25 protein-coding genes and 1 pseudogene are annotated in these 26,926 nt (G+C 65.8%); 17 read left to right on the top strand and 9 right to left on the bottom strand.

Features of this window, described 5'->3' with window-relative positions:
• Positions 1 to 34 precede the first annotated feature (34 nt).
• From CAG31_RS11415 to CAG31_RS11405, 3 genes are read left to right on the top strand one after another with little or no spacing between them, the layout of a single operon-like run.
• A complete protein-coding gene (locus tag CAG31_RS11415) occupies positions 35 to 1,177 on the top strand; it encodes an ABC transporter ATP-binding protein (protein ID WP_085581002.1) in 1,143 nt (380 codons plus the stop codon).
• Positions 1,174 to 2,094, top strand: a complete 921-nt coding sequence (locus CAG31_RS11410; protein ID WP_085581000.1) for an ABC transporter permease subunit — start codon at positions 1,174 to 1,176, stop codon at positions 2,092 to 2,094. Before CAG31_RS11415 ends, CAG31_RS11410 begins: the two co-directional genes overlap by 4 nt.
• The gene (locus CAG31_RS11405; protein ID WP_085580998.1) at positions 2,091 to 2,981 is read left to right on the top strand and encodes an ABC transporter permease subunit; all 891 of its coding nucleotides are present in this window, start codon (positions 2,091 to 2,093) and stop codon (positions 2,979 to 2,981) included. The genes CAG31_RS11410 and CAG31_RS11405 overlap by 4 nt, the downstream gene beginning before the upstream one ends.
• A gap of 143 nt (positions 2,982 to 3,124) precedes the next feature.
• Here CAG31_RS11405 and CAG31_RS11400 read toward each other — a convergent pair whose 3' ends face one another.
• A complete protein-coding gene (locus CAG31_RS11400; protein WP_085580996.1) occupies positions 3,125 to 3,766 on the bottom strand; it encodes an HD domain-containing protein in 642 nt (213 codons plus the stop codon).
• A 184-nt stretch (positions 3,767 to 3,950) separates the two neighbouring features.
• Here CAG31_RS11400 and CAG31_RS11395 point away from each other — a divergent pair, with 184 nt between their 5' ends.
• Positions 3,951 to 4,916, top strand: coding sequence for a GlxA family transcriptional regulator (locus CAG31_RS11395; RefSeq protein ID WP_085580994.1), 966 nt, complete (start codon positions 3,951 to 3,953; stop codon positions 4,914 to 4,916).
• A 125-nt stretch (positions 4,917 to 5,041) separates the two neighbouring features.
• On the opposite strand, the gene CAG31_RS11390 is transcribed toward CAG31_RS11395, so the two are convergent.
• Both CAG31_RS11390 and CAG31_RS11385 read right to left on the bottom strand, forming a co-directional pair.
• Positions 5,042 to 7,453: a penicillin acylase family protein gene (locus tag CAG31_RS11390; protein WP_085580992.1), complete on the bottom strand. Its 2,412-nt coding sequence runs from the start codon at positions 7,451 to 7,453 to the stop codon at positions 5,042 to 5,044.
• Between the two features lie 104 nt (positions 7,454 to 7,557).
• Entirely contained in the window at positions 7,558 to 8,136 is a 579-nt protein-coding gene (locus tag CAG31_RS11385; RefSeq protein WP_085580990.1) for a DUF6436 domain-containing protein, read from the bottom strand.
• 97 nt (positions 8,137 to 8,233) lie between these two features.
• On the opposite strand from CAG31_RS11385, the gene CAG31_RS11380 reads away from it, so the two are divergent.
• A complete protein-coding gene (locus CAG31_RS11380) occupies positions 8,234 to 9,181 on the top strand; it encodes an alpha/beta hydrolase (protein WP_085580988.1) in 948 nt (315 codons plus the stop codon).
• A 143-nt stretch (positions 9,182 to 9,324) separates the two neighbouring features.
• On the opposite strand, the gene CAG31_RS11375 is transcribed toward CAG31_RS11380, so the two are convergent.
• A complete protein-coding gene (locus tag CAG31_RS11375) occupies positions 9,325 to 10,077 on the bottom strand; it encodes a DUF2059 domain-containing protein (RefSeq protein ID WP_085580986.1) in 753 nt (250 codons plus the stop codon).
• 108 nt (positions 10,078 to 10,185) lie between these two features.
• Between CAG31_RS11375 and CAG31_RS11370 the strand changes: the two genes are divergently transcribed.
• Both CAG31_RS11370 and CAG31_RS11365 read left to right on the top strand, forming a co-directional pair.
• On the top strand, positions 10,186 to 10,818 hold the full coding sequence (locus CAG31_RS11370) for a 2OG-Fe(II) oxygenase (protein WP_085580983.1): 633 nt from the start codon (positions 10,186 to 10,188) through the stop codon (positions 10,816 to 10,818).
• Between the two features lies 1 nt (position 10,819).
• Positions 10,820 to 11,302, top strand: a pseudogene (locus CAG31_RS11365) (DUF523 domain-containing protein); the annotation flags it as partial.
• 254 nt (positions 11,303 to 11,556) lie between these two features.
• Here CAG31_RS11365 and CAG31_RS11360 read toward each other — a convergent pair.
• Positions 11,557 to 12,135, bottom strand: a complete 579-nt coding sequence (locus tag CAG31_RS11360) for a transporter substrate-binding domain-containing protein (RefSeq protein WP_085580981.1) — start codon at positions 12,133 to 12,135, stop codon at positions 11,557 to 11,559.
• Positions 12,136 to 12,269: 134 nt separating this feature from the next.
• On the opposite strand from CAG31_RS11360, the gene CAG31_RS11355 reads away from it, so the two are divergent.
• Entirely contained in the window at positions 12,270 to 12,695 is a 426-nt protein-coding gene (locus CAG31_RS11355; RefSeq protein ID WP_085580979.1) for a DUF4399 domain-containing protein, read from the top strand.
• Between the two features lie 63 nt (positions 12,696 to 12,758).
• Here the strand turns inward: CAG31_RS11355 and serA are convergent, their stop codons facing one another.
• Positions 12,759 to 13,988: a phosphoglycerate dehydrogenase gene (gene serA, locus CAG31_RS11350; protein ID WP_085580977.1), complete on the bottom strand. Its 1,230-nt coding sequence runs from the start codon at positions 13,986 to 13,988 to the stop codon at positions 12,759 to 12,761.
• Between the two features lie 204 nt (positions 13,989 to 14,192).
• Between serA and CAG31_RS11340 the strand changes: the two genes are divergently transcribed.
• The 4 genes from CAG31_RS11340 to CAG31_RS11325 all read left to right on the top strand — a co-directional run bounded on the left by CAG31_RS11340 (position 14,193) and on the right by CAG31_RS11325 (position 18,539).
• Positions 14,193 to 15,587, top strand: coding sequence for an FAD-binding oxidoreductase (locus tag CAG31_RS11340; RefSeq protein ID WP_085580973.1), 1,395 nt, complete (start codon positions 14,193 to 14,195; stop codon positions 15,585 to 15,587).
• 39 nt (positions 15,588 to 15,626) lie between these two features.
• Complete coding sequence (locus CAG31_RS11335; protein ID WP_085580972.1) at positions 15,627 to 16,292, top strand: fumarylacetoacetate hydrolase family protein; 666 nt, start codon at positions 15,627 to 15,629, stop codon at positions 16,290 to 16,292.
• A gap of 291 nt (positions 16,293 to 16,583) precedes the next feature.
• A complete protein-coding gene (locus CAG31_RS11330) occupies positions 16,584 to 17,513 on the top strand; it encodes an SdiA-regulated domain-containing protein (RefSeq protein WP_085580970.1) in 930 nt (309 codons plus the stop codon).
• Positions 17,514 to 17,621: 108 nt separating this feature from the next.
• A complete protein-coding gene (locus tag CAG31_RS11325) occupies positions 17,622 to 18,539 on the top strand; it encodes an SdiA-regulated domain-containing protein (protein WP_085580967.1) in 918 nt (305 codons plus the stop codon).
• A gap of 146 nt (positions 18,540 to 18,685) precedes the next feature.
• On the opposite strand, the gene rpiA is transcribed toward CAG31_RS11325, so the two are convergent.
• Complete coding sequence (rpiA, locus tag CAG31_RS11320) at positions 18,686 to 19,360, bottom strand: ribose-5-phosphate isomerase RpiA (RefSeq protein WP_085580965.1); 675 nt, start codon at positions 19,358 to 19,360, stop codon at positions 18,686 to 18,688.
• Between the two features lie 148 nt (positions 19,361 to 19,508).
• Between rpiA and ilvA the strand changes: the two genes are divergently transcribed.
• Positions 19,509 to 21,023 (top strand): threonine ammonia-lyase, biosynthetic, encoded by a 1,515-nt coding sequence (gene ilvA, locus CAG31_RS11315; protein WP_085580963.1) that lies wholly within the window; start codon positions 19,509 to 19,511, stop codon positions 21,021 to 21,023.
• A gap of 39 nt (positions 21,024 to 21,062) precedes the next feature.
• A complete protein-coding gene (locus CAG31_RS11310; RefSeq protein ID WP_085580961.1) occupies positions 21,063 to 21,488 on the top strand; it encodes a DUF2269 family protein in 426 nt (141 codons plus the stop codon).
• 114 nt (positions 21,489 to 21,602) lie between these two features.
• Here CAG31_RS11310 and CAG31_RS11305 read toward each other — a convergent pair whose 3' ends face one another.
• Entirely contained in the window at positions 21,603 to 22,259 is a 657-nt protein-coding gene (locus CAG31_RS11305; protein WP_085580958.1) for an HAD family phosphatase, read from the bottom strand.
• A 143-nt stretch (positions 22,260 to 22,402) separates the two neighbouring features.
• Here CAG31_RS11305 and CAG31_RS11300 point away from each other — a divergent pair, with 143 nt between their 5' ends.
• Positions 22,403 to 22,882 carry an RNA pyrophosphohydrolase gene (locus CAG31_RS11300; protein ID WP_085580957.1) on the top strand — a complete coding sequence of 160 codons (480 nt, stop codon included), beginning with the start codon at positions 22,403 to 22,405 and terminating at the stop codon, positions 22,880 to 22,882.
• A 22-nt stretch (positions 22,883 to 22,904) separates the two neighbouring features.
• Positions 22,905 to 25,184, top strand: coding sequence for a phosphoenolpyruvate--protein phosphotransferase (gene ptsP / locus CAG31_RS11295; protein WP_085580955.1), 2,280 nt, complete (start codon positions 22,905 to 22,907; stop codon positions 25,182 to 25,184).
• Positions 25,185 to 25,219: 35 nt separating this feature from the next.
• Here ptsP and CAG31_RS11290 read toward each other — a convergent pair whose 3' ends face one another.
• The gene (locus CAG31_RS11290) at positions 25,220 to 25,966 is read right to left on the bottom strand and encodes an NRDE family protein (protein ID WP_085580953.1); all 747 of its coding nucleotides are present in this window, start codon (positions 25,964 to 25,966) and stop codon (positions 25,220 to 25,222) included.
• Between the two features lie 131 nt (positions 25,967 to 26,097).
• Here CAG31_RS11290 and CAG31_RS11285 point away from each other — a divergent pair, with 131 nt between their 5' ends.
• Positions 26,098 to 26,880, top strand: coding sequence for a sulfite exporter TauE/SafE family protein (locus CAG31_RS11285; RefSeq protein WP_085580951.1), 783 nt, complete (start codon positions 26,098 to 26,100; stop codon positions 26,878 to 26,880).
• Positions 26,881 to 26,926 lie beyond the last annotated feature (46 nt).

The following is a 26,926-nucleotide window of genomic DNA, read 5'->3' as shown; positions in this document are numbered from 1 at the left end:
GGGCGAACTGCACATTCTGTTGGGAGTTTCGTAAATGGCAGTTGCCTCCGGCGCCTACAAGAAAGCCCTCGAGGGCGACCAGACACCGAAACAGGTGCTGGTCAAAATCGACCGGGTCACGAAAAAGTTCGACGAGACGGTTGCCGTGGACGACGTGTCCCTGGAAATCAAGAAGGGCGAGATCTTCGCCCTGCTCGGCGGCTCGGGATCGGGCAAGTCCACCCTGCTGCGGATGCTGGCAGGCTTCGAACGGCCCACGGAGGGGCGCATTTTCCTCGACGGCGTCGACATCACCGACATGCCGCCGTACGAGCGTCCGATCAACATGATGTTCCAGTCCTATGCGCTGTTCCCGCACATGACCGTGGCGCAGAACATCGCCTTCGGCCTCAAGCAGGACAAGATCCCGTCCGCCGAGATCGACGCCCGCGTGGCCGAGATGCTCAAGCTGGTGCAGATGAGCCAGTACGCCAAGCGCAAGCCGCACCAGCTCTCCGGCGGCCAGCGTCAGCGTGTGGCCCTGGCCCGTTCGCTGGCCAAGCGGCCCAAGCTGCTGCTGCTCGACGAACCGATGGGCGCGCTGGACAAGAAGCTGCGCTCGCAGATGCAGCTGGAACTGGTGGAGATCATCGAGCGCGTGGGCGTGACCTGCGTGATGGTGACCCACGACCAGGAAGAGGCCATGACCATGGCCGAGCGCATCGCGATCATGCACCTGGGCTGGATCGCCCAGATCGGCAGCCCGATCGACATCTACGAAACCCCGACCAGCCGTCTGGTCTGTGAATTCATCGGCAACGTGAACATCTTCGAAGGCGAAGTGATCGACGACGCCGAAGGCCACGCGACCATCACCTGCAAGGACCTGGACCGGCAGATCTACGTCGGCCACGGCATCAGCACCTCGGTGCAGGACAAGTCCGTGACCTACGCGATCCGTCCGGAGAAGCTGCTGGTCACCGCCGACATGCCGACCTGCGAGTACAACTGGTCCAGCGGCAAGGTGCACGACATCGCCTACCTGGGCGGCCATTCGGTGTTCTACGTCGAGCTGCCGAGCGGCAAGCTGGTGCAGTCGTTCGTCGCCAACGCCGAGCGCCGCGGCCAGCGTCCGACCTGGGGCGACCAGGTCTACGTGTGGTGGGAAGACGACAGCGGCGTGGTGCTTCGCTCATGAACATGCGCAAACTCAAGCGTCGCCTCAACCGGATCGTTCCCGGTGGCCGCCAGCTGGTGATCGGGGTTCCGTTCATCTGGCTGTTCCTGTTCTTCATGCTGCCGTTCTTCATCGTCCTGAAGATCAGCTTCGCCGAAGCCGACGTGGCCATCCCGCCGTACACCGAGATCTACAGCTACGCCGAGCAGAAGCTGCAGCTGCTGCTGAACCTGGGCAACTACGCGATGCTGGGCGACGACGAGCTGTACCTGTCGGCCTACCTCGGCTCGCTGAAGATGGCGTTCTTCAGCACGCTGCTGTGCCTGCTGATCGGCTATCCGATGGCCTATGGCATCGCCACCGCGCGCAAGGAAACCCAGACCGTGCTGGTGCTGCTGATCATGATGCCGACCTGGACGGCGATCCTGATCCGCGTCTATGCGTGGATGGGCATCCTCAGCAACAACGGCCTGCTCAACGGCTTCCTGATGAGCATGGGCTTTATCGATGAGCCGCTGCAGATCCTCAACACCAACCTTGCGGTGTACATCGGCGTGGTCTACTCGTACCTGCCGTTCATGATCCTGCCGCTCTACGCCAACCTCGTGAAGCATGACCCGAGCCTGCTGGAGGCTGCGTCCGACCTGGGTTCGAGCACCTTCAACAGCTTCTGGAAGATCACCGTGCCGCTGTCCAAGAACGGCATCATCGCCGGCTGCATGCTGGTGTTCATCCCGGTGGTGGGCGAGTTCGTGATCCCTGAGCTGCTCGGCGGCCCCGAGACGCTCATGATCGGCAAGGTGCTGTGGCAAGAGTTCTTCAACAACCGCGACTGGCCGGTGGCCTCCGCCCTGGCGGTGGTGATGCTGGCGATCCTGATCGTGCCGATCATCCTGTTCAACCGCAGCCAGGCCAAGGAAATGGAGGGTAAAGAATGAAGCGCTTCCGTTTCTCCAGCCTGATGCTGGTGCTGGGCCTGCTGTTCATCTACCTGCCGATGCTGATCCTGGTGATCTACTCGTTCAACGCCTCGAAGCTTGTGACGGTGTGGGGCGGCTGGTCGGTGAAGTGGTACGTCGGCCTGCTCGACAACACCCAGCTGATGGGTTCGGTGGTGCGCTCGCTGGAGATCGCCTGCTACACCGCGATCGCCGCCGTGGCGCTGGGTACGCTGGCGGCGTTCGTGCTGACCCGCATCACCCGCTTCAAGGGCCGCACGCTGTTCGGCGGCCTGGTCACCGCGCCGTTGGTGATGCCTGAGGTGATCACCGGCCTGTCGCTGTTGCTGCTGTTCGTGGCCATGGCGCAGATGATCGGCTGGCCCCAGGAGCGCGGCATCGTCACCATCTGGATCGCCCACACCACGTTCTGCGCGGCCTATGTGGCGGTGGTGGTGTCGGCGCGCCTGCGCGAGCTGGACCTGTCGATCGAAGAGGCGGCGATGGATCTCGGCGCGCGGCCGTGGAAGGTGTTCATCCTGATCACCATCCCGATGATCGCGCCGTCGCTGGCGGCGGGCGGCATGATGTCGTTCGCCCTGTCGCTGGACGACCTGGTGCTGGCCAGCTTCGTGTCCGGCCCCGGCTCGACCACGCTGCCGATGGAAGTGTTCTCGGCGGTGCGCCTGGGCGTGAAGCCTGAGATCAACGCCGTGGCCAGCCTGATCCTGCTGGCGGTGTCGCTGGTGACCTTCCTGGTCTGGTTCTTCAGCCGCCGTGCCGAGGAAGCGCGCCGCAAGGCGATCCAGCAAGCCATCGAGGAAAGCGCTGCCGATTCGTGGAAGCAACCGGACGTGCGCCGCTCGGCCACCCCGGAAGTGGCTTGAATCCGGGGGAGATCACAGTTCTGTGGTTGTCCCCAATCCCTGTGGGAGCGGGCTTGCCCGCGATAGCGGTCTGACATTCAACAAATTTGTTGGCTGTTATGACGTCATCGCGGGCAAGCCCGCTCCCACAGGTTTTTATGTGATCAGGAAATCCACGGTGAGTGGCGGATGACCTCGACGAAGTTCATCGGCTTGAACCCCGGTTCCTGATCCTTCAGCACATCGGTCTTCACGTTGCCGAACGTGGTCTGCGGGCGGTGGCGCAAGCCGTCGGCGAACGCGCAGATGATGCACTCCTTGAACCCCTCGCCCCGCGGGTGCGCATGCACCACGGCTTCGCGCTGCACGTGGGTGAACGCGGCGTAGTCCATGCCCAGCACGTCCATCTCCACGCCGGCGGTCACCAGCGCCACGGTCGGGCGCAAGTGCTTGGGCACGCCCGGGGTGGTGTGCAGGGCGATCGACAGCCACACCTGCTCGATGTCGTCGTCGCTCAAGCCGTAAGGCTTGAGGAAGGCTGCGGCCGCGTTGGCGCCGTCGACCTCGAAGCGCTCGTCGTCGCTGCGGTGGCCTTCGACCAGGCCCAGGTCGTGGAACATCGCGCCGACGTAGAGCAGCTCCGGGTCGTAGGCCAGTTGCCGGCGTTCGCCGCTCAGCGCGCCGAACAGGAACACCCGGCGCGAGTGGTGATAGAGCAGGTCGGACTCGATGTCGCGGATGTATTCGGTGGTGGCGCGGGCCAGTGCGCTGTCGGGGATGCTGATGCCGGCGATGGTGGTGCTCATGGGAGTCGTCCTCGTGGAAAACGCCGTGGCGGCGCTGATGGACAAAGTCTGTTCCCCGGCCCGGAACGGGACAATCGACCCATGGCTGCGATCCTTGCCAATGCGCCTGCAAATCGTGCCAGCTCGCTTCCGGAGCGCGGATTGGCTAAGGTTTGGGCCCTCGCCACAGGGATTTGCCTGAACCATGAACAGAACCGTCGCCATCGTGGTGTTCCCCGGCGTGCAGTCGCTGGATGTCACGGGCCCCATGGACGTGCTGGCCGAGGCCGGGCGCTTTCTGGCGCCGGAGGATCACTACCGCCTGGAAGTGATCGGCACCGAAACCGGGCCGGTGCGCTGCTCCAACGGCTTGGCGCTGACCCCCGACCGGCATTTTCGCGAAGCGTCGCAAACCTACGACCTGCTGCTGGTGGCCGGCGGACCGCAATTGCCGTTCACAACCTTCGGCGAGGCGTTCGATGGCTGGCTGCGCGAGGCCTGCGGGCGGGCGCGGCGCTTCGGCTCGATCTGCAACGGTGCGTTCATGCTGGCCCGTGCCGGCCTGCTGGAGGGGCGCACGGTGACCACCCACTGGAACGATGCCCAGGCCCTGGCGCAGCTGTGCCCGCAGGCCCGGGTCGAAGCGGACCGCCTGTATGTCGAGGACGGCGCGCTCTACACCTCGGCCGGGGTGACGGCGGGGATCGATCTGACGCTGTATCTGCTGGCGCGCGACCACGGCGCGGATGTGGCGCTGAACGTGGCCAAGCGCCTGGTGGTGTTCACCCAGCGCGCCGGCGGCCAGTCGCAGTTCAGCCCATTCCTGACGCCCCACGCCGAGCCGACGTCGGCGGTCGCGCAGGTGCAGCAGTATGTGCTGGCCCATCTGGACGGGAACCTGGCCATCGCTGACCTGGCGAAGGCCGCGAACATGAGCGCACGCACGTTTTCCCGAGTGTTTGCCCGTGAGGCGCAGGTCACCCCGGCGGAGTTCGTCGAACGGGCACGGGTGGATGCGGCGCGGGTGATGCTGGAGAGCACGGCCTTGCCGCTCAAGACCGTCGCCTACCGGTGCGGCTTCCGTGATGCGCAGCACATGCGCAATGTGTTCAACCGCAGGCTCGGCGTGACGCCGCTGCAGTTCCGGCAGCACTTTGCGTTGCAGGTCTGAGGGGCAGGGGCGATCCGGCGGGCCTCATCGCGGGCAAGCCCGCTCCCACAGTGGTCTTCGGTGATCCGCGATACCTGTGGGAGCTGCGGTGTGACGACTCGACTTGCCAGGCGCCGCGCTGAAGGTTACTGGGCCGCCCGCGCCGGCAGCAGCTTGAGGGTGCTGCGGGTGTTGGCCGTCACTTCCTCGTCGCTGAAGTGCGCCTGCACGTACATCCCGTCCACGTAGGCCTCGGCCTGATCGTCGTAGTGGCTGTCGAACGGCACGCCGCTCTGGCCCACCGGGTTGATGGTGAGGCTGTGGGCCGGGTCGGCGAAGTCGATCAGGCGCCGGGTGGACGGCCCGTAGGTGACCGGCCACGGCGCCGGGCCGATCTTCGCCGAGAGGTTGTTCGGCACTTCGTGGCTGCCCGGCGCGGCGTAGGGGCCGACGTTGAAGATCCGATCCAGGGGCTTCTGCTGGCCCAGCGGGTGGCCGTGGGTCAGGGTGTGCGCCGTGCCCCACTGCCAGCGCGCCGGGTCGTCGCCCAGGGTCTGCTTCAGGTGCGCCATGCTGGCCTGCCAGGCCGCCCTGACGGTGTCGGCGCGGGTTTCCTTTTGCGGGGTGGCGCGGTTGTCCCACCACGGCGAGTCGGCGTTCGCCGCCAGGCGCGGCAACGCGGCGTCGATCACCCGGGTCGACAGCAGCGTTTCGAAGAAGTCGTTGCCCAGCTCATCGCGCATCGCCGCGTCGGCGAGGTCGTACAGGAACTGGTTGAACACCGTCGCGCTGACCGAATCCAGCGGATAGTCGCCTTGCCACTGGGTCAGTTGCCCGATCAGCTTGAGCTGCGCCGGGTCGCTCACTACCTCACGCAGAACCGGCAGCAGCGGCGCCAGCAGGCGCGGCCCGTAGGCGGTGGCGGTGCCCAGCTGCAGCTTCTGGTTGGCCTCGTTGTCCCACTTCACGGACTTGTCGGCGAGCTGGCGGTTGAGCTGCTGGCCACGGTCGGCCAGGTTGTAGTAGCCGGGGATCTCCAGGCCGGTGGGCGACACCGGCTGGAAGTTGGCCGACACGATGTAGCCCCGCGCCGGGTTCTCTTCCTGGGGGTTGGCGCTGAAGGGGTAGTAGCCGTCCTTGTCCGCCTGGCTGCTCGCGCCGTCGAGGATGAAGCCCGGCTTCACCCCGGCCGGACGCTTGGGCAGCAGGGCCGCCGCCCACCAGCCGATGTCGCCTTTGGCGTTGGCATAGACGATGTTCAGCCCCGGCGCCTGCACCTTGGCCGCCGCGGCGCGGGCCTTGGCCAGCGTGTCGGCGCGGTTGAGCTGGTAGAAACCGTCGAGGATCGGGTTGGGCGTTTCGAGGAAAGCCCACCACATGGCGATGGGTGTCTTGCCGGCGGCGGTGCCGAGGGCGTCGTTGACGATCGGGCCATGGGGCGACTGGCGCAGGGTGACGGTCACCGGCGCCTGGCCTTTCACCGCGATTTGCTGCTCGCTGCTGACCATGTCCGTCCACTGGCCGCGGTGCCAGACCTGGTTCGGGTTGTCCGGGTTGACCTTTTCGGCCACCAGGTCCAGGTCGTCGTTCTGGAACATGGTCAGGCTCCAGCCGAAGTCCAGGTTGTGCCCCAGGAACGCGAACGGCACCAGCGCCTGGTGATAGCCGTACAGCTCGAAGCCCGGCGCCGACAGCTGCGCCTCGTACCACACCGCCGGCACCGAGAAGCGGATGTGCGGATCCCCGGCCAGCAGCGGCTTGCCGCTCTTGCTGCGGCTGCCGGCGACCGCCCAGGCGTTGCTGCCTTCGAACTGCGGCAGGCCGTGGTCGATCAGCGCCTGTTCGCTGAGGCGGGCGAGGGCGTTCAGGTCTTGCCAGTCGCTGGCGGCCAGGGCCAGCGCCGAAGGGTTGCGCCCCTTGGCCAGCACACCCTTGGGCTGCCAGTCGAGGTCGAAGACATTCAGGTAGTCGGCGCCGAGCCGGTCGCGCACGTAGGTCAGCAACGGCTCGGTGCGAAACGCCGCCGCGAAGCTGTACGCCATGTAGCCGGCGACGCTGATGCTGTCTTCGGCGGTGAACGGCCGCTTGGGGATGCCCAGCACGTCGAACTCGAGGGGGGCGGCGTGGCTGTCCTGATACTGGTTGATGCCGTCCAGATAGGCTTCCAGGGCCTTCCACGCCAGTGACTGGCGGTCGAGGCCGGCGACGTAGCTGGCGGCCCGCTCGCGGATGCGCAGGCTGCGGAACAGCTTGTCGGTGTCGAGCAGCTTGGGCCCCAGCACTTCGGCCAGCTCGCCTCGGGCCAGGCGGCGCATGGCTTCCATCTGGAACAGCCGGTCCTGGGCGTGCACGTAGCCGAGGGCGCGGTAGAGGTCGGTTTCGCTTTCGGCGCGGATGTGGGGGACGCCGCGTTCGTCGTAGCGCACGGTCACCGAGCCTTGCAGGTTGCGCAGCGCCATCTGGCCCTGACGCGTCGGCTGCTTGCTGTACACGTAGCCGCCGGCGGCGACGAGCAGCGCGACGATGAGCAAGGCAAGAACGGTGAAGACGCGTTTCATGGTGACTCCTTGTGCGTTCGGGATCCCCGCCCATGGGGGCCGTCAACAATTAGCACAGACCTTGTGCGCCGTGCATCGCTGTCTTTCGAAAAGTCCGGAATGCCTTAAGGCCCGGTCGCCGGCCACGGACAATAGCAGCCGACCGCCAGCGTGTGGGTGGCGTTGACCGGGCGGTCTTCGCTGAGCGCATTGAGGATCGGTTCGATGAAGCTGTTGGCGGAGTTGCAGGTCAGGCCTTCGCTGTACGGCCCGAAGTATGCCAGCTTGCCGCTGCGGTCCCAGATCGCCACCGCCGGGCTTGCGGGGATCTGTTCGGCGCCGGGCAGCGCGTCGAGGGTCTTGAGGTTGCCGAGGCCGGCGGGCAACTGGCCGTGGCTGCCGGCCTTCTGCACCGCGAAGAACTCCACGCCCTTGGCGCTGAAGCGCTCGACCATCTCCGTCAGGTGCTGCTGGTTGCCGACGTTGCACGGGCAGGCGGGATCCCAGAAATGCACCAGGCGGATGCTGCCGGGGCCGGCGAGGTCGTCCGGCAGGCGCAGCGGATCGCCGGAGAACACCGCCGTGTGTGAGCTGAAGGCGCGCAGGTAACGGCCCTGGAACCAGTCGTACGCCGCCCACAGCACCCCGGCGCACACGAGCGCGAGCAGGCTGGCGAACAGGGCGGTGCGGTAGGGCGGACGCATGGTTTTCGATCCTCGAAGGCCGGCTAGCTTGCCATGCCTGCCGCGACAGATGAATATCGCAGGCCGATAAAGTCTGTTCACCGTTCTGGAAGTGCCCATGTCTGCGACCTTCAACCCCGATCATCTGCGTGCCGGCCTGCGGCCCCTGGCCCAGTGGCAGCCGCTGTCGGACGAGGCCAAGGCGTACCAGCGGTTCTACCGCACCGACTTCCCCGAGCGCGACGTGTGGCGCGGCATGGGCCGCTTCGAGGTGGACGGCTACGAACTGGTCAGCCATTGCTGGTGGCCGGAGACCGCCAAGGGCACGCTGTTCCTGCTCCACGGCTTCTACGACCACACCGGGCTCTACCGGCATGTGATCGCTTGGGCGCTGGACCAGGGCTTCGCGGTGATCGCCTGCGACCTGCCGGGGCACGGGCTGTCGAGCGGCGAGCGGGCGAGCATCCGCGACTTCTCCGAGTACCAGGACGCCCTGCACGGGCTGTTCGCCGAGGCGCGCTCGATCGCCTTGCCGCAGCCGTGGCACCTGTGCGGGCAAAGCACGGGGGCGGCGATCGTGGTCGATCATCTGCTCGACCCGAACGTCGAGAGCCCCGCCCAGGGCCAGGTGATCCTGCTGGCGCCGCTGGTGCGGCCGCGGGCCTGGGGCTGGTCGCAGCTGAGCTACTATCTGCTGCGGCCCTTCGTCCGGGGCATCGCCCGGCGCTTCAGCGAGAACACCAACGATCCGGCGTTCCTGCCGTTCCTGCAGGCCGACCCGCTGCAGCCAAAGCGTTTGCCGACGAAGTGGGTCGGGGCGCTGTCGCGCTGGATCGAGCGCATCGAATACGCCAAGAAGAGCCCGCGCCGGCCGCTGATCGTCCAGGGCCAGGCGGACATGACCGTGGACTGGCCGCACAACCTTCAGGTGCTGAAGTGGAAGTTCGACCGGCCGCAGATCCTGATGCTGCCGCAGGCGCGGCATCACCTGGCCAACGAGGTGGTGGAGATGCGCGAGGAGTATTTCGAGTTCCTGAGCAAGCGGATCAAGGGCAACCAGCGGTAGCGGCCTTCCGGGCGCCATCGCGGGCAAGCCCGCTCCCACAGGTTTCGAGGCGTACACAAGGTTTTTGAACGACCGCGATCACTGTGGGAGCGGCGGTGCGACGATTCGACTTGCCCGCGATAGGGCCCGGAAGGCGATACGGATCACTGGCCGAGGTTCGACGCGCTCTGGCCGACCGCCAGCCCCGCCCGGATCGCCGCCAGCGCCGCTTGGTAATAGGCCTTGCCCTCGGCGGACTCGGCGAAGGTCGCGAACTCTTCCAGCTCTTCGTCCGACAGGTCGCGGTAGACGTACAGCAGCGTGTTGTTCAGGTCGGCGCCGATCTGCTCCATCAGCCGCTGACGCTGGCCGTCGAGCATGCCCTGGGCCTGGCCGGCGCCGAGCAGGCCGGGAATCATCGAGCTGAGGCTGTCGGCCGCCACACCGGCGATCGCCAGGCTGACTTCGGCGCCGGCCTCGCGGGCGGGCAGCGCCTGGGCCAGGTGCCCGATGATCAGCAGGCGGCTGTCGCTGGCCGGCATCTTCGGCAGGCCTTTGGCGTTCTTCGCCAGTTGGTCGCGGCGGGTTGCCAGCAGCTCGGCGGCGACGATCTTCTTGCCCAGCGGCGACTGGAAAAAGGACAGGGCCGGTTTCGGGTCGGCGAGGTTCTGGCGCAGTTGCGCTTCGGCGCGCCGATCCACGGACTGAGGGGCGAAACGCTGGTTGCTGTTGTTGACCAGGGCCTGGAACACCGCCGGCGGCAGGCTGTTCTGATAGCGCTGCTGCGCGGCGCTCAGGGCGTCGTTGAAATGCGCGCGCTGTTCCGGCCAGCCGGCGACCTTGTACAGCTGGTCGTGGCTGTCTGCCCAGGCGGGCAACACGCAGAACATCAACAGTGAGAAAAACAAACGGCGCATAAGGACTCCTGTCAGCAGCCGACTATTCTCCGTGCGGTGCCGGTACTTGTCGAGAATTCGTATCAGGCCGCCGCGTGGCTCTGTCGGATTTCTCGCCGCCGGCATACTATGCGCGCCATGCCCATATCCTCTGATCACCCGCTGCTGCTGCGCATCGTCGACGACCTCGCCGACCATGGCTGGTCGCAGCAGAACATTTTCCTGCCCCAGGACCTGACCCGCGCGTTGGCGGCCGAGTGCCGCAAGCGCGCGGCCGAGGGCGAACTGGCGCCGGCGGCGGTCGGGCGCGGCGCCTCCACGGAAGTCCGCGAAGGCATTCGCGGCGACCACATCCAATGGCTCGAACCGGGCCAGGACGCGGCCAGCGACCGCTACCTGAACCTGATGGACAGCCTGCGCGAGGCGCTCAACCGCGGGCTGTTCCTGGGCCTCGAAGACTTCGAGTGCCACTTCGCCCTGTACCCGCCGGGGGCGTTCTACCGCCGGCACGTCGACCGTTTCCGCGACGACGACCGGCGTGCGGTCTCGGCGGTGATCTACCTCAACGACGCCTGGCTGCCGGAGGACGGCGGCCAGCTGCGCATGTACCTGGACGACGAACGCATCCACGACGTGCAGCCCACGGGCGGTTGCCTGGTGGTGTTCCTCTCCGGCGACGTGCCCCACGAAGTGCTGCCGGCCAACCGCGAGCGCCTGTCGCTGACCGGCTGGTTCCGCCGCCGCGGCAACGAGCCGTTCTGAGATGGAGCGGATCCTGGTCAGCCGCTGCCTGCTCGGCCACCCCGTGCGTTACGACGGCGGGGCCGGCGGGCCGTTCGGGCTGCTGGAGCAATGGGTGGCTGAGGGGCGCGTGGTGCCGACGTGCCCCGAGGTGGCCGGCGGTCTGCCCACGCCCCGGGCGGCGGCGGAGATCCCAGGCGGGCAGGGCGGTGAAGTGCTGGACGGCACCGCCGCGGTCATCACCACCGACGGCGAGGACGTCAGCGCGCAGTTCCTGTCCGGGGCGCAGCAGGCCCTGGAGCTGGTGCGCCGCCACGGCATCCGGATCGCCGTGCTCAAGGCCAACAGCCCGTCCTGCGGCAACCGGCTGACCTATGACGGGACGTTCAGCGGGGTGAAGGTCTCGGGCGAAGGGGTCACCGCGGCGCTGCTCAAGCGCCACGGCGTGCAGGTGTTCAGCGAACTGGAGCTGCAGCAGGCCGCCGAGGCCCTGGCAACGCTCGACAGACCTGCGGCGCTCCCGCTGCCGCCATCGCCAGCAGGCTGGCTCCCACAGATCCGGTGCCCAAGCACAAAACCTGTGGGAGCCGGCTTGCCGGCGATTGGGCCGGCACCTCCGACATCACCGGCGCCTGACCCCATGCCTTCGCGGGCGAACCCCGCTTCTGCGTTGACCGCGGACGCTGCACTCAGCCTGGATCCTTGTGGGAGCCAGCCTGCTGGCGATGGCGTCCGCCAAGGCGCCGCAGGGCTACAGGCTCATGGGTTTTCGGCAGGCTGCTCCAGCCACTTCTGCGTCAGCGTCGCCAGCCGGCCGTCCGCCTTGATCCGCTGCAACGCGTTCTCCAGGCTCGCGTGGAACGCCGGGTTGCCTTTCTGGTACGGAATCGCCAGCGCCACCGGCGCTTCGTCCTTGGGCTTGCCCTCGGTCAGGGCCTGCACCAGCACCAGCGGGCGCGGCTGCTCGTCCTTCTTGGCCAGCCACCGCGGGTTGACCTGGCCGTAGGGTTCGCTGACGTCGAAACGATCCTTGAGCGCCGGGGTCAATGCCATGTGGTTGAGGGCGATGTCGTACTTGCCGCTTTCGACGCCCTGGAGCAGGTCGCTTTCGTCGGTGACGGTGAAGTCGGCCCGCACATCCAGCTCGTTGGCCAGCAGTTGCCCCAGCTCGACCTCGAACCCCGCGAGCGTGTCGCCGTCCTTGAAATTGAAGGGCGGTGTATTAGCCTCAAGGGCGATGCGCAACTCGCCGCGGTCGTTGATGTCATCCATCAGTTCGGCATGGGCCAGGGGGCTCAGAAGGGGAAGCAGGCAGATCAGGCCAGGCAGGAAACGCATGGTCACTCCTTTGAAATCATTGTCGCGGCCTGATGTTCAGGCTCGCTTTGCTATGGTTGACGAGTGCCTTCGACAACGAATGGTCATGAAGTTGTCATGACCGCGCGGATTTTACGGAAAAACTGGAGAAGAGAATGAAAACATTCATGTCACGTGCTGCTTTGGCTGGTTTGCTGATGGGCGTTTCGGTGCTGGCCAGTGCGGCCACGCCGGCGCCGAAGGGAGCCGAAGTGTTCATCGTTTCTCCCGAGGACGGAGCCACGGTTTCGCAGACCTTCACCGTCAAGTTCGGCACCAAGGATGTCGCGCTGGCACCGGCTGGTGATGCCACGCCGAATACCGGTCACCACCATCTGCTGATCGACGCCAAGGAGACTGTTCCGGTCGGCGCAGTGGTGCCGACCGACGCCAACCATATGCATTTCGGCAAGGCCCAGACGTTCGCAGAAATCAAACTTGCTCCGGGCCAGCACACCCTGCAGCTGGAGCTGGGCGACAAGAACCACATGGCGTTCGACCCGCCGATCGTTTCGGAGAAGATCACCATCACGGTGAAATGACGGTTCTGCGGGCATGAAAAAGGGAGCTCCGAGGAGCTCCCTTTTTTGTTGCTCAGCGACCGGTCAGAACAGCACGCGGCTGCGGATAGTGCCGTTGACGTGCTGCAGCTTCTCTTGCGCCAGCTCCGAGTACTCGGCGTCGACGTCGATCACCACGTAGCCGACCTTCTCGTTGGTCTGCAGGAACTGACCCGAGATGTTGATGCCGTTTTCGGCGAAGACCTTGTTGATCTCGCTCATCACGCCCGGGACGTTCTCGTGGATGTGCAGCAGACGGTGCTTGCCCGGGTGGGCCGGCAGGGCCACTTCCGGGAAGTTCACGGACGATACCGACGTACCGTTGTCGCTGTACTTGACCAGCTTCTCCGCCACTTCCAGGCCGATGTTGGCTTGCGCCTCGGCCGTGGAGCCGCCGATGTGCGGGGTCAGGATCACGTTGTCCAGGCCGCGCAGCGGGCTTTCGAACTCTTCGTCGTTGGAGCGCGGCTCCACCGGGAACACGTCGATGGCGGCGCCGATCAGGTGCTTGTCCTTGATCGCGGCGGCCAGGTGGTCCAGCTCGACCACGGTGCCGCGGGCGGCGTTGATCAGGATGCCGCCCTTCTTGATGGCGCGGATTTCCTTCTCGCCGATCATCCACTGGGTGGCGGCGGTTTCAGGCACGTGCAGGGTGACGATGTCGGACATGCCCAGCAGCTCGTGCAGGTTGCCGACCTGGACGGCGTTGCCCAGCGGCAGCTTGGTCACGGTGTCGTAGAAGTACACCTGCATGCCCAGGCCTTCGGCCAGGACCGACAGCTGGGTGCCGATGGAGCCGTAGCCGACGATGCCCAGCTTCTTGCCGCGGATCTCGAAGGAGTTGGCCGCGGACTTGATCCAGCCGCCACGGTGGCAGGAAGCGTTTTTCTCGGGGATGCCGCGCAGCAGCAGGATCGCCTCGGCCAGCACCAGTTCCGCCACGGAGCGGGTGTTGGAGTACGGCGCGTTGAACACGGCGATGCCGCGCTCGCGGGCCGCTTCCAGGTCGACCTGGTTGGTGCCGATGCAGAAACAGCCCACCGCCACCAGCTTCTTCGCGTGATCGAAGATCTCTTCGGTCAGTTGGGTGCGCGAGCGGATGCCGATGAAGTGAGCGTCAGCGATCTTTTCCTTGAGCTGGTCTTCCGGCAGGGAGCCTGTGAGGTACTCGATGCTGGTGTAGCCCGCCGCCTTGAGGACGTCGACAGCCGATTGGTGGACGCCTTCGAGGAGAAGGAACTTGATCTTGCTCTTGTCGAGAGAAGTCTTGCTCATCTGCGTAAACCTGTATCCCGGAGAAAAATGGCAGGAAATGGTCAACAGATGCTGACCCGGACGGCAGGAAAGCCGTCGCCGCAGAACCGCCGTTGGGCACTGGCCTGCGGGGTCGGTATGCTAGCATAGCCACCCCGCTAATCACTCATTCCTGCGACGTGAAGCGTCTTCAGGATGACCATGAATTGTTCGAGAGTTCTGTCGATGACCAATCCTGCCCTGATTGATGAACTGAAGACCCTGGTCGAGCCCGGCAAAGTCCTCACCGACGCCGACTCCCTGAACGCATACGGCAAGGATTGGACCAAGCATTTCGCCCCGGCGCCGAGCGCCGTCGTGTTCCCCAAGACCATCGAGCAGGTGCAGGCCATTGTGCGCTGGGCCAATGCGCACAAGGTGGCGCTGGTGCCGTCGGGCGGGCGCACCGGGCTGTCCGCCGCCGCAGTGGCGGCCAACGGCGAGGTGGTCGTGTCGTTCGACTACATGAACCGCATCCTCGACATCAACCTCACCGACCGCACCGCCGTCTGCCAGCCGGGGGTGGTCACCGAGCAACTGCAGAACGCCGCCGAAGAGCATGACCTGTACTACCCGGTGGACTTCGCCTCCGCCGGTTCCAGTCAGATCGGCGGCAACATCGGCACCAATGCCGGCGGGATCAAGGTCATTCGCTACGGCATGACCCGCAACTGGGTGGCGGGCATGAAAGTCGTCACCGGCAAGGGCGACGTGCTGGAACTGAACAAGGACCTGATCAAGAACGCCACCGGCTACGACCTGCGGCAGCTGTTCATCGGCGCCGAAGGCACCCTGGGCTTTGTGGTCGAGGCCACCATGCGCCTGGACCGGGCGCCGAAGAACCTGACCGCGATGGTGCTCGGCACCCCGGACTTCGACTCGATCATGCCGGTGCTGCACGCCTTCCAGGGCAAGCTCGACCTGACCGCGTTCGAGTTCTTCTCCGACAAGGCGCTGGCCAAGGTGCTGGGCCGCGGCGACGTGCCGGCGCCGTTCGAGACCGACTGCCCGTTCTACGCGCTGCTGGAGTTCGAGGCGACCACCGAAGAGGTGGCCAACCTGGCCCTGGAGACCTTCGAGCACTGCGTGGAGCAGGGCTGGGTGCTCGACGGCGTGATGAGCCAGAGCGAAACCCAGCTGCAGAACCTGTGGAAGCTGCGCGAGTACATCTCCGAAACCATCTCCCACTGGACGCCGTACAAGAACGACGTTTCGGTCACCGTGGCGAAAGTCCCGGCGTTCCTCCAGGAAATCGACGCGATCGTCGGCAAGCACTACCCGGATTTCGAGATCGTCTGGTTCGGCCACATCGGCGACGGCAACCTGCACCTGAACATCCTCAAGCCGGACAGCCTGAGCAAGGACGAGTTCTTCGCCAAGTGCGCCACCGTCAACAAGTGGGTGTTCGAGACCGTCGAGAAGTACAACGGCTCGATCTCCGCCGAACACGGCGTGGGCATGACCAAACGCGATTACTTGACCTACAGCCGCTCGCCGGCGGAAATCGAGTACATGAAAGCGGTCAAGGCGGTGTTCGACCCGAACGGCATCATGAACCCGGGCAAGATCTTCGCGGTTTGAGCGCAACCCTTGTGAATCAATGAAGGCAGGAGTCGGTAAATGAGCTATCAGCACCAATACGTCGACGGTACGCGGATTCACTTCCCGTTGGGGAAAGTGGTGTGCATCGGCCGCAACTACGCCGAACACGCCAAGGAACTGGACAACCCGGTGCCCACCGAGCCGTTGCTGTTCATCAAGCCCGGCAGTTGCGTGGTGCCGCTGGAGGGCGGGTTCAAGATTCCGACCGAGCGCGGTTCGGTGCACTACGAGGCCGAGATCGCCGTGCTGATCGGCAAGCCGCTGTCCACCCGGCCGAGCCGCGAGGAAGTGCTGGACGCCATCTCCGGCTTCGCCCCGGCGCTGGACCTGACCCTGCGCGACAAGCAGGCCGAGCTCAAGTCCAAGGGCCTGCCGTGGGAAATCGCCAAGTCCTTCGACGGTGCGGCGGTGATCGCCCCGTTCGTGGCCGCCGGCACCTTCGCCGACCTGACCGACATCGGCATCCGCCTGACCATCAACGGTGAAGTTCGCCAGGACGGCAACAGCAGCGCGATGCTCAACCCGATCGTGCCGATGATCCAGCACATGGCAGGCTGCTTCTCGCTGCAGGCCGGCGACGTGATCCTCACCGGCACGCCGGTGGGCGTCGGGCCGCTGAACGTCGGCGACGACATCGTGCTGGAGTTGCCGGGCGCCAGCCGCTTCACCAGCAGCGTGCGCTGATCCGTCATTGCCGCTGACGCCATCGCCGGCAGGCAGGCTCCCACAGGGTCTTGGAGCCTGTCAGGTATCTTGCGGATATCGGGGGGGGCCTCTGTGGGAGCCAGCCTGCTGGCGATTCGCTGGATCAGCCACCGCAAGGGATGGATCGGTGCAGCGGCCCCCACAGGCAAGGCGATCCCGCCATTTGCCGTTTTTTTCACATCCTGTACGGATAATTCCGGTCATTCTGGCGTCTGAGCCGGCCCCTTTGTGCTATTACCCATAGCCTGAATTTTCGGAACGCGTCCTCTGATGTCATCTCAATCGCTGCCCAAGCTCAAATCCGCCCGCCGCCCGCGGTTCGTCATGCGTGGGTATTCCTGGCTGCTGCTGGTGGGCGCCGTCGCTTATGGCCTGGCGTACGCCATGCACTGGGACGACCGGGGCCTGCTGTGGGTGCAGGAGCGTTTCGAGAGCGCCGCCGAGCAGAAGGAAAGCATCTGGCTGCCCGACTACCGCGCGGTGATCGACGCCAAGCTGTTGCCGGGGATGGAAAAGGACGAGGCGTCGGATCTCTCCTACGACCCGCAGACCAAAACCCTGTTTTCGGTGATGGGCAAGAACCCTTTCCTGGTCGAGCTGACCCTGCAGGGCGATGTGCTGCGCAAGATGCCGCTGGTGGGCTGGAGCAATCCGGAAGGCGTCACCGTGATGGAGAACGGCCTGCTGGCCATCGTCGACGAACGCGACCACCTGCTGTCGATCGTCAAGGTCGACGCCGCCACCCGCGAACTCAAGCGCGACGACTATCCGAAGTACGACCTGGGCCCGTCCAAGGATCAGAACAAGGCGTTCGAGGCCATCACCTGGGACAAGCGCAACCAACGCCTGCTGCTGGGCGAGGAGCGTCCGCCGGCGTTGTTCACCTGGAGCAGCGACGGCAGCCAGGCCCTCAAGGGTGACAAGCAGAAGCTGCCGAGCGACGAGCTGGACCTGCGCAACCTCTCGGCCTTGGCCGTCGACCCGCGCACCGGCCACACCCTGGTGCTGTCCGCCGATTCGCACTTGCTGCTGGAGCTGGACGAAAAGGGCGAGCAGGTCAGCTTCATGACCCTGCTCGGCGGCTTCAACGGCCTGAAGAAAACCATCCCCCGCGCCGAAGGCGTGACCATGGACGAGGCGGGTACGCTGTACATCGTCAGCGAGCCGAACCTGTTCTATCGCTTCGAAAAGCAGAAGTGACCCCGGCGCCCCAGGCGCGCGGTTGTCCTCACGGGCCGGCGGCCATTAAGCTTCAGTTCAGACGGGCGTGATATTCCATCCGCCCGTTTTGATTCCGAGCCCGTCCGCATGCGCCGATTCGCCCGTCCCAAACCCCTGTTCATTCTGCTGTCCGCGGTGGCCTTGATCGCGTTGATCGCCGTCGGCCAGTACCTGCGCCTGTTCGAACGGGCCTGGTTCAACCTGCATGCGCTGTGGCAGCCGCACAGCGCCGAGGCCATCGGCCTTGACCGCTACCGGGTGGACGTCGAGGCGAAAACCATCGACGGGCTGGACGACGATGTGTCGGCCCTGACCTACGATCCGGTGCGCAACAGCCTGTTCACCGTCACCAACAAGAACGCCGAGCTGATCGAACTGTCGCTGGACGGCCGGATCCTGCGCCGGGTGGCGCTGATCGGCTTCGGCGATCCGGAGGCGGTGGAGTTCATCAGCGCCGACACCTACGTCATCACCGACGAGCGCCAGCAGCGGCTGATCAAGATCCACCTGGAGCAGGACACCACGTTCCTCGATGCGGCCGATGCGGAGCAGATGACCCTCGGCGTGCACATGAGCGGCAACAAGGGGTTCGAAGGCCTGGCCTACGATTCGGTGGGCAAGCGCCTGTTCGTGGCCAAGGAGCGGGACCCGATGCTGATCTATGAAGTGCACGGCTTTCCCCACTTCAATCCGGAGAAGTCCTACGCCGTGCACGTGATCAACAACCCCAAGCGCGACGCCGGGATGTTCGTGCGGGACCTGTCGAGCCTGCAGTACGACGAGCGCAGCGGCCATCTGCTGGCGCTGTCCGACGAGTCGCGGCTGATTCTGGAACTGGATGTGGACGGGCGCCCGTTGAGCACGATGTCGCTGAGCGGGGGGCGGCAGGGCCTGAAGAAGACCGTGCCGCAGGCCGAAGGCATTGCGATGGACGATGACGGGACGCTGTACCTGGTGAGCGAGCCGAATCTGTTCTACGTCTTCAAGAAGCCTGCGCAAAACTGATTCGCACCCAAAAACACTGTGGGAGCGAGCCTGCTCGCGATGAGGGAGTTTCAGTCACTGAACAGGTCGACTGACACACCGCTATCGCTGGCAAGCCAGCTCCCACAGGTTTTTCATCTGCCCAGAAGAATGTGGGCAGTTTCGGGTTACTCAGCCTTCAGGGTTTTCACGCCTTCGCTGGTGCCCAACAGCAGCAGGTCCGCCGGACGCGCCGCGAACAGGCCGTTGGTGACCACGCCGACGATGGCGTTGATCTGCGCTTCCAGTTCCACCGGGTTGGTGATCTGCAGGTTGTGCACATCGAGGATGATGTTGCCGTTGTCGGTCAGCACGCCTTCGCGGTAGACCGGGTCGCCGCCGAGCTTCACCAGTTGGCGGGCGACGTGGCTGCGGGCCATCGGGATGACTTCCACCGGCAGCGGGAACGCGCCGAGCACCGGCACCAGCTTGCTGGCGTCGGCGATGCAGATGAAGGTTTGCGCCACGGCGGCGACGATCTTCTCGCGGGTCAGGGCCGCGCCGCCGCCCTTGATCAGGTTCAGGTGGGCATCGCTTTCGTCGGCGCCGTCGACGTAGAACTCCAGGTTGCTCACGGTGTTGAGCTCGTACACCGGGATCCCGTGGCCCTTCAGGCGCGCGGCGGTGGCTTCGGAGCTGGCGACCGCGCCGTCGAACGCGCCCTTGTGCAGGGCCAGGGCGTCGATGAAGCAGTTGGCGGTGGAGCCGGTGCCGACCCCGACGATGCTCTTGTCGTCGAGTTTAGGAAGGATGAAGTCGACGGCGGCCTGGGCCACGGCCTGTTTGAGTTGATCCTGGGTCATGCGGGCTCCGGAAGCGGGCAAGGTAAGAACGGAAAGGCCGGCATTATAGCCCCAAGCCGGGGTAAAGCCTCGGGATTCGTGTGGTCGTGCGGCCAAAAGCCGGGTTAGACTCCTTGGCCCTGCCCAACCCGCCCAGTGATGCCTTCCGATGCTCGAACAGTACGTCAAAAAGATCCTCACCTCGCGCGTTTACGACGTTGCCGTAGAAACCCCGCTGCAGAACGCCCGCCAGCTCTCCGAGCGGCTGGGCAACGACATCTGGCTCAAGCGCGAAGACTTGCAGCCGGTGTTCTCGTTCAAGATCCGCGGGGCCTACAACAAGCTGACCCAGCTGACCGACGAAGAGCGCGCCCGCGGCGTGGTCACCGCCTCGGCGGGCAACCATGCCCAGGGCCTGGCCCTGGCGGCCAAGGTGCTGGGGGTGAAGGCCACCATCGTGATGCCCAAGACCACCCCGGAGATCAAGGTCGAAGGCGTGCGCTCACGGGGCGGCAAGGTGGTGCTGCACGGCGACTCGTTCCCGGAGGCGCTGGCCTATTCGCTGAAGCTGGTCGATGAGAAGGGCTACGTCTACATCCACCCTTACGATGATCCGCACACCATCGCCGGGCAGGGCACCGTGGCGATGGAGATCCTGCGCCAGCACCCGCAGCCGCTGGACGCGATCTTCGTGCCGGTCGGCGGCGGCGGGCTGATCGCCGGCATCGCGGCGTACGTGAAGTACCTGCGCCCGGACATCAAGGTCATCGGCGTCGAGCCCGACGACTCCAACTGCCTGCAGGCGGCGATGGCGGCGGGCGAGCGCGTGGTGCTGCCGACGGTGGGCATCTTCGCCGACGGCGTGGCGGTGGCCCAGATCGGCCAGCACACCTTCGACATCTGCAAGGACTACGTCGATGAGGTGATCACCGTCAGCACCGACGAAATCTGCGCGGCGATCAAGGACATCTACGACGATACCCGCTCGATCACCGAACCCGCCGGCGCCCTGGGCGTGGCCGGGATCAAGAAGTACGTCGAGCAGCGCGGCGTGGCCGGCAAGACCTTCGTCGCCATCGACTCCGGCGCCAATGTCAACTTCGACCGCCTGCGCCACGTGGCCGAGCGCGCCGAACTGGGCGAGGGCCGCGAAGCGATCATCGCCGTGACCATCCCGGAGAAGGCCGGCAGCTTCAAGGCGTTCTGCGAGGCCATCGGCAAGCGCCAGATCACCGAATTCAACTACCGCTACAGCACCGGCAGCGAAGCGCACATCTTCGTCGGCGTGCAGACCCACCCGGACAGCGACCCGCGCAGCGCGCTGCTGGCGAGCCTGACCGAACAGGGCTTTCCGGTGATCGACCTGACCGACAACGAACTGGCCAAGCTGCACATCCGCCACATGGTCGGCGGGCGCGCGGCGCAGGTGGTCGACGAGGTGGTGCTGCGCTTCGAGTTCCCGGAGCGTCCGGGGGCGCTGTTCAACTTCCTCAACAAACTGGGCGGGCGCTGGAACATCTCGATGTTCCACTACCGCAACCACGGCGCGGCGGACGGCCGGGTGGTGGCGGGCCTGCAGGTGCCGCACGAGGAGCGCCACCTGGTGCCGGCGGCGCTGGAGGCGATCGGCTACCCGTACTGGGACGAGAGCGACAACCCGGCCTATCAGCTGTTTCTCGGCTGAGCGGCTACGCTGATGGGCAGGCCATAAGGAAACCGGATCATGGAAACGTTGACTGCACTCAAGGTGGCGCACACGGCGGCGACGGCCGTGTTGTTGCTCGGCGCGCTGGGCCTGGGCGCCTGGGTGTTCCTGGCGCGGCGCAAGGGTGACGCCACCGCGGGCAGCCGCACGCTGCAGCGGCCGCGGGTGTTCGTCTGGCTGCTGATGGCGCTGGCGCTGCTGAGCATGCCGTTCACCGGCTGGTGGATGGTGCATCTGGTGGGCTGGCCGCTGGGGCAGACCTGGCTGCTGGCCTCCAGCGTGCTCTACACCGTGGCGGCGCTGGCGTGGTTCTGGCTGCTGGTGCGGCTGAACCGGCTGCGCAAGGCGCCGGGCGGGGTGGGGCGGTTCAGCCTGGCCTTGGCGCTGTTCGGCCTGGTCTGCTTCGTGGCGATTGCCGGGTTGATGGGGGCCAAGCCTGTTTAAGGCCTTCACCCGAGTCGTCCCCATCGCCAGCAGGCTGGCTCCCACAGTTTTCAGATGCCACATTCGGGTTCGCTGAAGGTTCCTGTGGGCGCTGGCTCGCCAGCGATGGCGGCATCAGCCGCGCAGACTGAGCACAGGCCAGCCTCGCTTCTGGGCCTCGGCCAACAGGTTCGGGTCCGGATCCACCGCCACCGGGTTCGCCACCTGCTCCAGCAGCGGCAGGTCATTCATCGAGTCGCTGTAGAAGTAACTGCCCTCCAGCGAATGCCCGGTCTCTTCCAGCCAGCGGTTCAGCCGCGTCACCTTGCCTTCACGGAAGCACGGCACGTCGGTGCTGCGCCCGGTGTAGCGGCCGTCCTGCATCTCGCACTCGGTGGCGATCAGGGTCTCGACGCCCAGGCGCACGGCAATCGGCGCGGTCACGAAACGGTTGGTGGCGGTGATGATCACCAGTTTGTCGCCGGCGTCGCGGTGCCGCTTCAGCAGTTCCAGCGCCTTGGGCAGCATGATCGGCTCGATGCAGTCGCGCATGTAGTCGCTGTGCCATTGGTCGAGCACGGCCATTTCGGTGCGGCCGAGGATCTCCAGGCAGAAGTTCAGGTACGCGGCGTTGTCCAGCTGGCCGGCCAGGTAATCCTGGTAGAACTCGTCGTTGCGCGCCTTGTAGGCGACCGGGTCGAGGAAGCCGCGTTCGCACAGGTAGTCGCCCCAGGCGTGATCGCTGTCGCCGCCCAGAAGGGTGTTGTCCAAATCGAAGAGTGCCAGGCGCATTGCAGTTACCCGCTGAAAAGTCAGTGAAAAGGGGACAAGAATACGGTCTTTTCACAAGAGTGCACATAAGCTGGGAACCTTCGTTGCCGCCTTCACGACCTTTGTGGAACAATGCGGCGACATGCGTTTGCGAGGTTGTTGCCGTGATCGACCCCGATGGTTTCCGCCCCAATGTCGGGATCATTCTGACGAATGACGCCGGCCAGGTGCTATGGGCCCGCCGTATCAATCAGGACGCCTGGCAGTTTCCGCAAGGGGGGATCAACCCCGACGAGACGCCGGAAGACGCCTTGTACCGCGAGCTGAACGAAGAAGTGGGCCTGGAGCGCGAAGATGTTGAAATTCTCGCCTGTACCCGGGGCTGGTTGCGCTATCGTTTGCCGCAACGCCTGGTGCGGACCCACAGCCAGCCGCTGTGCATCGGCCAGAAGCAGAAGTGGTTTCTCCTGCGCCTGATCTCCAACGAGCAGCGGGTGCGGATGGATTTGACCGGTAAACCGGAGTTCGATGGCTGGCGCTGGGTCAGCTATTGGTATCCGTTGGGCCAGGTGGTGACATTCAAGCGCGAGGTGTACCGGCGCGCCCTCAAAGAGCTTGCCCCGCGCCTGCTGGCGCGCGACTGACGACGGAGTTCGACCCCGAGCCATGCTCAATACGCTGCGCAAGATCGTCCAGGAAGTTAACTCCGCCAAGGATCTCAAGGCGGCGTTGGGGATTATTGTGTTGCGCGTCAAAGAGGCCATGGGCAGCCAGGTCTGCTCGGTCTACCTGCTCGACCCGGAGACCAACCGCTTCGTGCTGATGGCCACCGAGGGCTTGAACAAGCGCTCGATCGGCAAGGTCAGCATGGCGCCCAACGAAGGTCTGGTCGGCCTGGTCGGCACGCGTGAAGAACCCCTGAACCTCGAAAACGCCGCGGATCACCCGCGCTACCGCTACTTCGCCGAGACCGGCGAGGAGCGCTACGCCTCGTTCCTCGGGGCGCCGATCATCCACCACCGCCGCGTCGTCGGCGTGTTGGTCATCCAGCAGAAAGAACGCCGCCAGTTCGACGAAGGCGAAGAAGCCTTCCTCGTGACCATGAGCGCCCAGCTCGCGGGCGTGATCGCCCACGCCGAGGCCACCGGCTCGATCCGCGGCCTGGGCCGTCAGGGCAAGGGCATCCAGGAAGCCAAGTTCGTCGGCGTGCCGGGTTCTCCGGGTGCGGCGGTCGGCACCGCGGTGGTCATGCTGCCGCCGGCGGACCTGGACGTGGTGCCGGACAAGGCCGTCGCCGACATCGATGCCGAGCTTGCGCTGTTCAAGAACGCCCTCGAAGGCGTGCGCGCCGACATGCGCGCCCTGTCGGCCAAGCTGGCGACCCAGCTGCGCCCCGAAGAGCGCGCGCTGTTCGACGTCTACCTGATGATGCTCGACGATGCCTCGCTGGGCAGCGAAGTCACCACCGTGATCAAGACCGGCCAATGGGCCCAGGGCGCCCTGCGCCAGGTGGTCACCGATCACGTCAACCGTTTCGAACTGATGGACGACGCCTACCTGCGGGAGCGGGCCTCGGACGTCAAGGACCTGGGCCGCCGCCTGCTCGCCTACCTGCAGGAAGAGCGCCAGCAGAACCTGGTCTACCCGGAAAAGACCATCCTGGTCAGCGAAGAACTGACGCCGGCCATGCTCGGCGAGGTGCCGGAAGGCACGCTGGTCGGCCTGGTCTCGGTGCTCGGTTCGGGCAACTCCCACGTCGCGATCCTGGCCCGGGCCATGGGCATCCCGACGGTGATGGGCCTGGTCGACCTGCCGTACGCCAAGGTCGACGGCATCGAAATGATCGTCGACGGCCACCGCGGCGAGGTCTACACCAACCCCGGCGAAGTGCTGCGCAAGCAGTTCGCCGAAGTGGTGGAAGAAGAGAAGCAGCTGGCCCTGGGCCTGGACGCGCTGCGCGACCTGCCGTGCGTGACCCTCGACGGGCACCGCATGCCGCTTTGGGTCAACACCGGCCTGCTGGCGGACGTGGCCCGCGCCCAGAAGCGTGGCGCCGAAGGCGTCGGCCTGTACCGCACCGAAGTGCCGTTCATGATCAACCAGCGCTTCCCGAGCGAAAAGGAACAGCTGGCGATCTACCGCGAGCAGCTCGCCGCGTTCCATCCGCAGCCGGTGACCATGCGTACCCTGGACATCGGCGGCGACAAGGCGCTGTCGTACTTCCCGATCAAAGAGGACAACCCGTTCCTGGGCTGGCGCGGCATCCGCGTCACGCTCGACCACCCGGAGATCTTCCTGGTGCAGACCCGCGCGATGCTCAAGGCCAGCGAAGGCCTGAACAACCTGCGGATCCTGCTGCCGATGATCTCCGGCATCCACGAGCTGGAAGAGGCGCTGCACCTGATCCACCGGGCCTGGGGCGAGGTGCGCGACGAGGGTACCGACGTGCCGATGCCGCCGGTGGGGGTGATGATCGAGATTCCGGCGGCGGTGTACCAGACCAAGGAACTGGCGCGGATGGTGGACTTCCTGTCCGTCGGCTCCAACGACCTGACCCAGTACCTGCTGGCCGTGGACCGCAACAACCCACGGGTGGCCGACCTCTACGACTACCTGCACCCGGCGGTGCTGCAGGCCTTGCAGATCGTGGTGCGCGACGCCCACGCCGAAGGCAAGCCGGTGAGCATCTGCGGCGAAATGGCCGGCGACCCGGCGGCCGCGGTGCTGCTGATGGCGATGGGCTTCGACAGCCTGTCGATGAACGCCACCAACCTGCCGAAGGTGAAGTGGATGCTGCGTCAGATCAACCTGAGCAAGTCCAAGGACCTGCTGGCGGAGCTGATGACCATCGACAACCCGCAGGTCATCCACAGCTCGCTGCAGCTGGCCCTGAAGAACCTGGGGCTGTCGCGGATGATCAACCCGGCGCCGGTCAAGACCGCCTGAGGGCATGTGGCGAGGGAGCGAGCGCCTTCGCCATGTCAGACGCTCAGGTCCACCTCCCCCAGATGCCCGCCGAACGGGCCGAAGCTGCGCTCCACGATCCGGCGCGTGCCGTCCGCCTGCACGATCAGCGCCGTGCTCGCCCGCGTCCCGTAGCTCTGGCTGGCGATGAACACGCTCGACAGCAGCGACTCGGTCGTCCGTCCCACGCCGGTGTCCGGCAACTCCGCCTCCGGCGCCGGCTGCGCGTCGGCCAGCAGCGCCAGCAACCGTTCGGGCTGCGGATCGTCCAGCGCCGCGCTCAGGGCCGCCTTGGCCTTGAGCAGTTTCGGCCAGGGCGTGTCCAGCCCGGCGTTGGACAGTCCGTAGACCCCTGGCGGCAGCATCACCGGCTCCGTGTCGCGGGCGTTGAAGTGCCACAGTTCGTGGGCGTTGCCCAGCAGCAGGTTGAACCCGGCGTACTGCGCCGAGCGTTCGACGACATCGGCCAGATAGTCGTCGATCGACAGCTCCCCGGTCAGGAACCCGGCCACCAGCCCGCCCCGTGAGCGCTGCGCCGGCGGCTGGCCGGGGTCGCGGATGTTGGTCAGCGCCGCGAACCGGCCGTGGGCGCTCAGGCCCAGCCAGGTGCCGCCTGCCTCAAGGTCTCGCCCGGCGTGGACATGAGGCGCCTCCGGCCAGGGGGCCAGCGGCAGGCTGGGCCGGGCGTAGAACTCGTCGCGGTTGGCCGCGACGATCAGCGGCTGGGCATGATCCGGCCGCCAGGCGAAAACGATCAGGCACATAAGGTTGTCCTTGTGCGTTTTTTGCTCACTTTACGCAGTCATCGTCCGCGCATCCATCGCAAGTGGAGCCCGAGGCCATGCATCCGTTACCATGCCGCTCCGGTTTTAGGGACGCGTCGGGGGAGGCGGTCATGGAATTTCTGCTCTATCTGGCGTTGGGCGCCTGCGCAGGCGTGCTGGCTGGGCTGTTCGGGGTCGGCGGCGGGATCATCATCGTCCCGGTGCTGGTGTTCAGTTTCACCTTGCAAGGCTTCGATCCGTCGATCCTGACGCACCTGGCGGTGGGCACGTCGCTGGCGACGATCATCTTCACCTCGGTCAACGCCGTGCGCGAGCACCACCGCCGGGGCGCGGTGCGCTGGCCGATCTTCGTCTGGATGACGGTCGGCATCCTGGTCGGCGCCGGCCTGGGCGCGCTGACTGCCGAAGCGATCTCGGGGCCTCACCTGCAAAAGATCATCGGCGTGTTCGCCCTGGTGATCGCCGCGCAACTGGCCCTGGAGGCCAAGCCCAAGGCCAGCCGCACGGTGCCGGGCAAGCTCGGCCTGACCGTGGCCGGCAGCGTGATCGGCTGGGCCTCGGCGATCTTCGGCATCGGCGGCGGCTCGCTGACCGTGCCGTTCCTGACCTGGCGCAGCGTGCCGATGCAGCAGGCGGTGGCGACATCGTCGGCCTGCGGTTTGCCGATCGCGGTGGCCAGTGCGATAAGTTTCATGATTCTGGGCTGGCACGATCCGCTGCTGCCGGCCCATAGTCTCGGTTTCGTGTACCTGCCGGCGCTGTTGGGGATCGCCCTGACCAGCATGGTCTTCGCCCGCCTCGGCGCGCGCCTGGCCCACAAACTGTCGCCGAAGTTGCTCAAACGCCTGTTCGCCGCTTTGCTGTTCTGCGTGGGCCTGAACTTTCTGTTGTGAGCCGGCGCAATCCTGACTTAATCCTGAGGTGGCAGCGTCCCCCGGG

Source organism: Pseudomonas sp. R25(2017), assembly GCF_002112565.1.
Lineage (GTDB): Bacteria > Pseudomonadota > Gammaproteobacteria > Pseudomonadales > Pseudomonadaceae > Aquipseudomonas > Aquipseudomonas ekonensis.
This window is presented reverse-complemented; position numbering and strand designations above follow the sequence as displayed.

Bases quoted from the DNA above. Each gene is read 5' to 3' on its own strand.
- CAG31_RS11415 (WP_085581002.1), top strand. From the start codon at position 35: ATGGCAGTTGCCTCCGGCGCCTACAAGAAAGCCCTCGAGGGCGACCAG.
- CAG31_RS11410 (WP_085581000.1), top strand. From the start codon at position 1,174: ATGAACATGCGCAAACTCAAGCGTCGCCTCAACCGGATCGTTCCCGGT.
- CAG31_RS11405 (WP_085580998.1), top strand. From the start codon at position 2,091: ATGAAGCGCTTCCGTTTCTCCAGCCTGATGCTGGTGCTGGGCCTGCTG.
- CAG31_RS11400 (WP_085580996.1), bottom strand. From the start codon at position 3,766: ATGAGCACCACCATCGCCGGCATCAGCATCCCCGACAGCGCACTGGCC.
- CAG31_RS11395 (WP_085580994.1), top strand. From the start codon at position 3,951: ATGAACAGAACCGTCGCCATCGTGGTGTTCCCCGGCGTGCAGTCGCTG.
- CAG31_RS11390 (WP_085580992.1), bottom strand. From the start codon at position 7,453: ATGAAACGCGTCTTCACCGTTCTTGCCTTGCTCATCGTCGCGCTGCTC.
- CAG31_RS11385 (WP_085580990.1), bottom strand. From the start codon at position 8,136: ATGCGTCCGCCCTACCGCACCGCCCTGTTCGCCAGCCTGCTCGCGCTC.
- CAG31_RS11380 (WP_085580988.1), top strand. From the start codon at position 8,234: ATGTCTGCGACCTTCAACCCCGATCATCTGCGTGCCGGCCTGCGGCCC.
- CAG31_RS11375 (WP_085580986.1), bottom strand. From the start codon at position 10,077: ATGCGCCGTTTGTTTTTCTCACTGTTGATGTTCTGCGTGTTGCCCGCC.
- CAG31_RS11370 (WP_085580983.1), top strand. From the start codon at position 10,186: ATGCGCGCCATGCCCATATCCTCTGATCACCCGCTGCTGCTGCGCATC.
- CAG31_RS11360 (WP_085580981.1), bottom strand. From the start codon at position 12,135: ATGCGTTTCCTGCCTGGCCTGATCTGCCTGCTTCCCCTTCTGAGCCCC.
- CAG31_RS11355 (WP_085580979.1), top strand. From the start codon at position 12,270: ATGAAAACATTCATGTCACGTGCTGCTTTGGCTGGTTTGCTGATGGGC.
- serA (WP_085580977.1), bottom strand. From the start codon at position 13,988: ATGAGCAAGACTTCTCTCGACAAGAGCAAGATCAAGTTCCTTCTCCTC.
- CAG31_RS11340 (WP_085580973.1), top strand. From the start codon at position 14,193: ATGACCAATCCTGCCCTGATTGATGAACTGAAGACCCTGGTCGAGCCC.
- CAG31_RS11335 (WP_085580972.1), top strand. From the start codon at position 15,627: ATGAGCTATCAGCACCAATACGTCGACGGTACGCGGATTCACTTCCCG.
- CAG31_RS11330 (WP_085580970.1), top strand. From the start codon at position 16,584: ATGTCATCTCAATCGCTGCCCAAGCTCAAATCCGCCCGCCGCCCGCGG.
- CAG31_RS11325 (WP_085580967.1), top strand. From the start codon at position 17,622: ATGCGCCGATTCGCCCGTCCCAAACCCCTGTTCATTCTGCTGTCCGCG.
- rpiA (WP_085580965.1), bottom strand. From the start codon at position 19,360: ATGACCCAGGATCAACTCAAACAGGCCGTGGCCCAGGCCGCCGTCGAC.
- ilvA (WP_085580963.1), top strand. From the start codon at position 19,509: ATGCTCGAACAGTACGTCAAAAAGATCCTCACCTCGCGCGTTTACGAC.
- CAG31_RS11310 (WP_085580961.1), top strand. From the start codon at position 21,063: ATGGAAACGTTGACTGCACTCAAGGTGGCGCACACGGCGGCGACGGCC.
- CAG31_RS11305 (WP_085580958.1), bottom strand. From the start codon at position 22,259: ATGCGCCTGGCACTCTTCGATTTGGACAACACCCTTCTGGGCGGCGAC.
- ptsP (WP_085580955.1), top strand. From the start codon at position 22,905: ATGCTCAATACGCTGCGCAAGATCGTCCAGGAAGTTAACTCCGCCAAG.
- CAG31_RS11290 (WP_085580953.1), bottom strand. From the start codon at position 25,966: ATGTGCCTGATCGTTTTCGCCTGGCGGCCGGATCATGCCCAGCCGCTG.
- CAG31_RS11285 (WP_085580951.1), top strand. From the start codon at position 26,098: ATGGAATTTCTGCTCTATCTGGCGTTGGGCGCCTGCGCAGGCGTGCTG.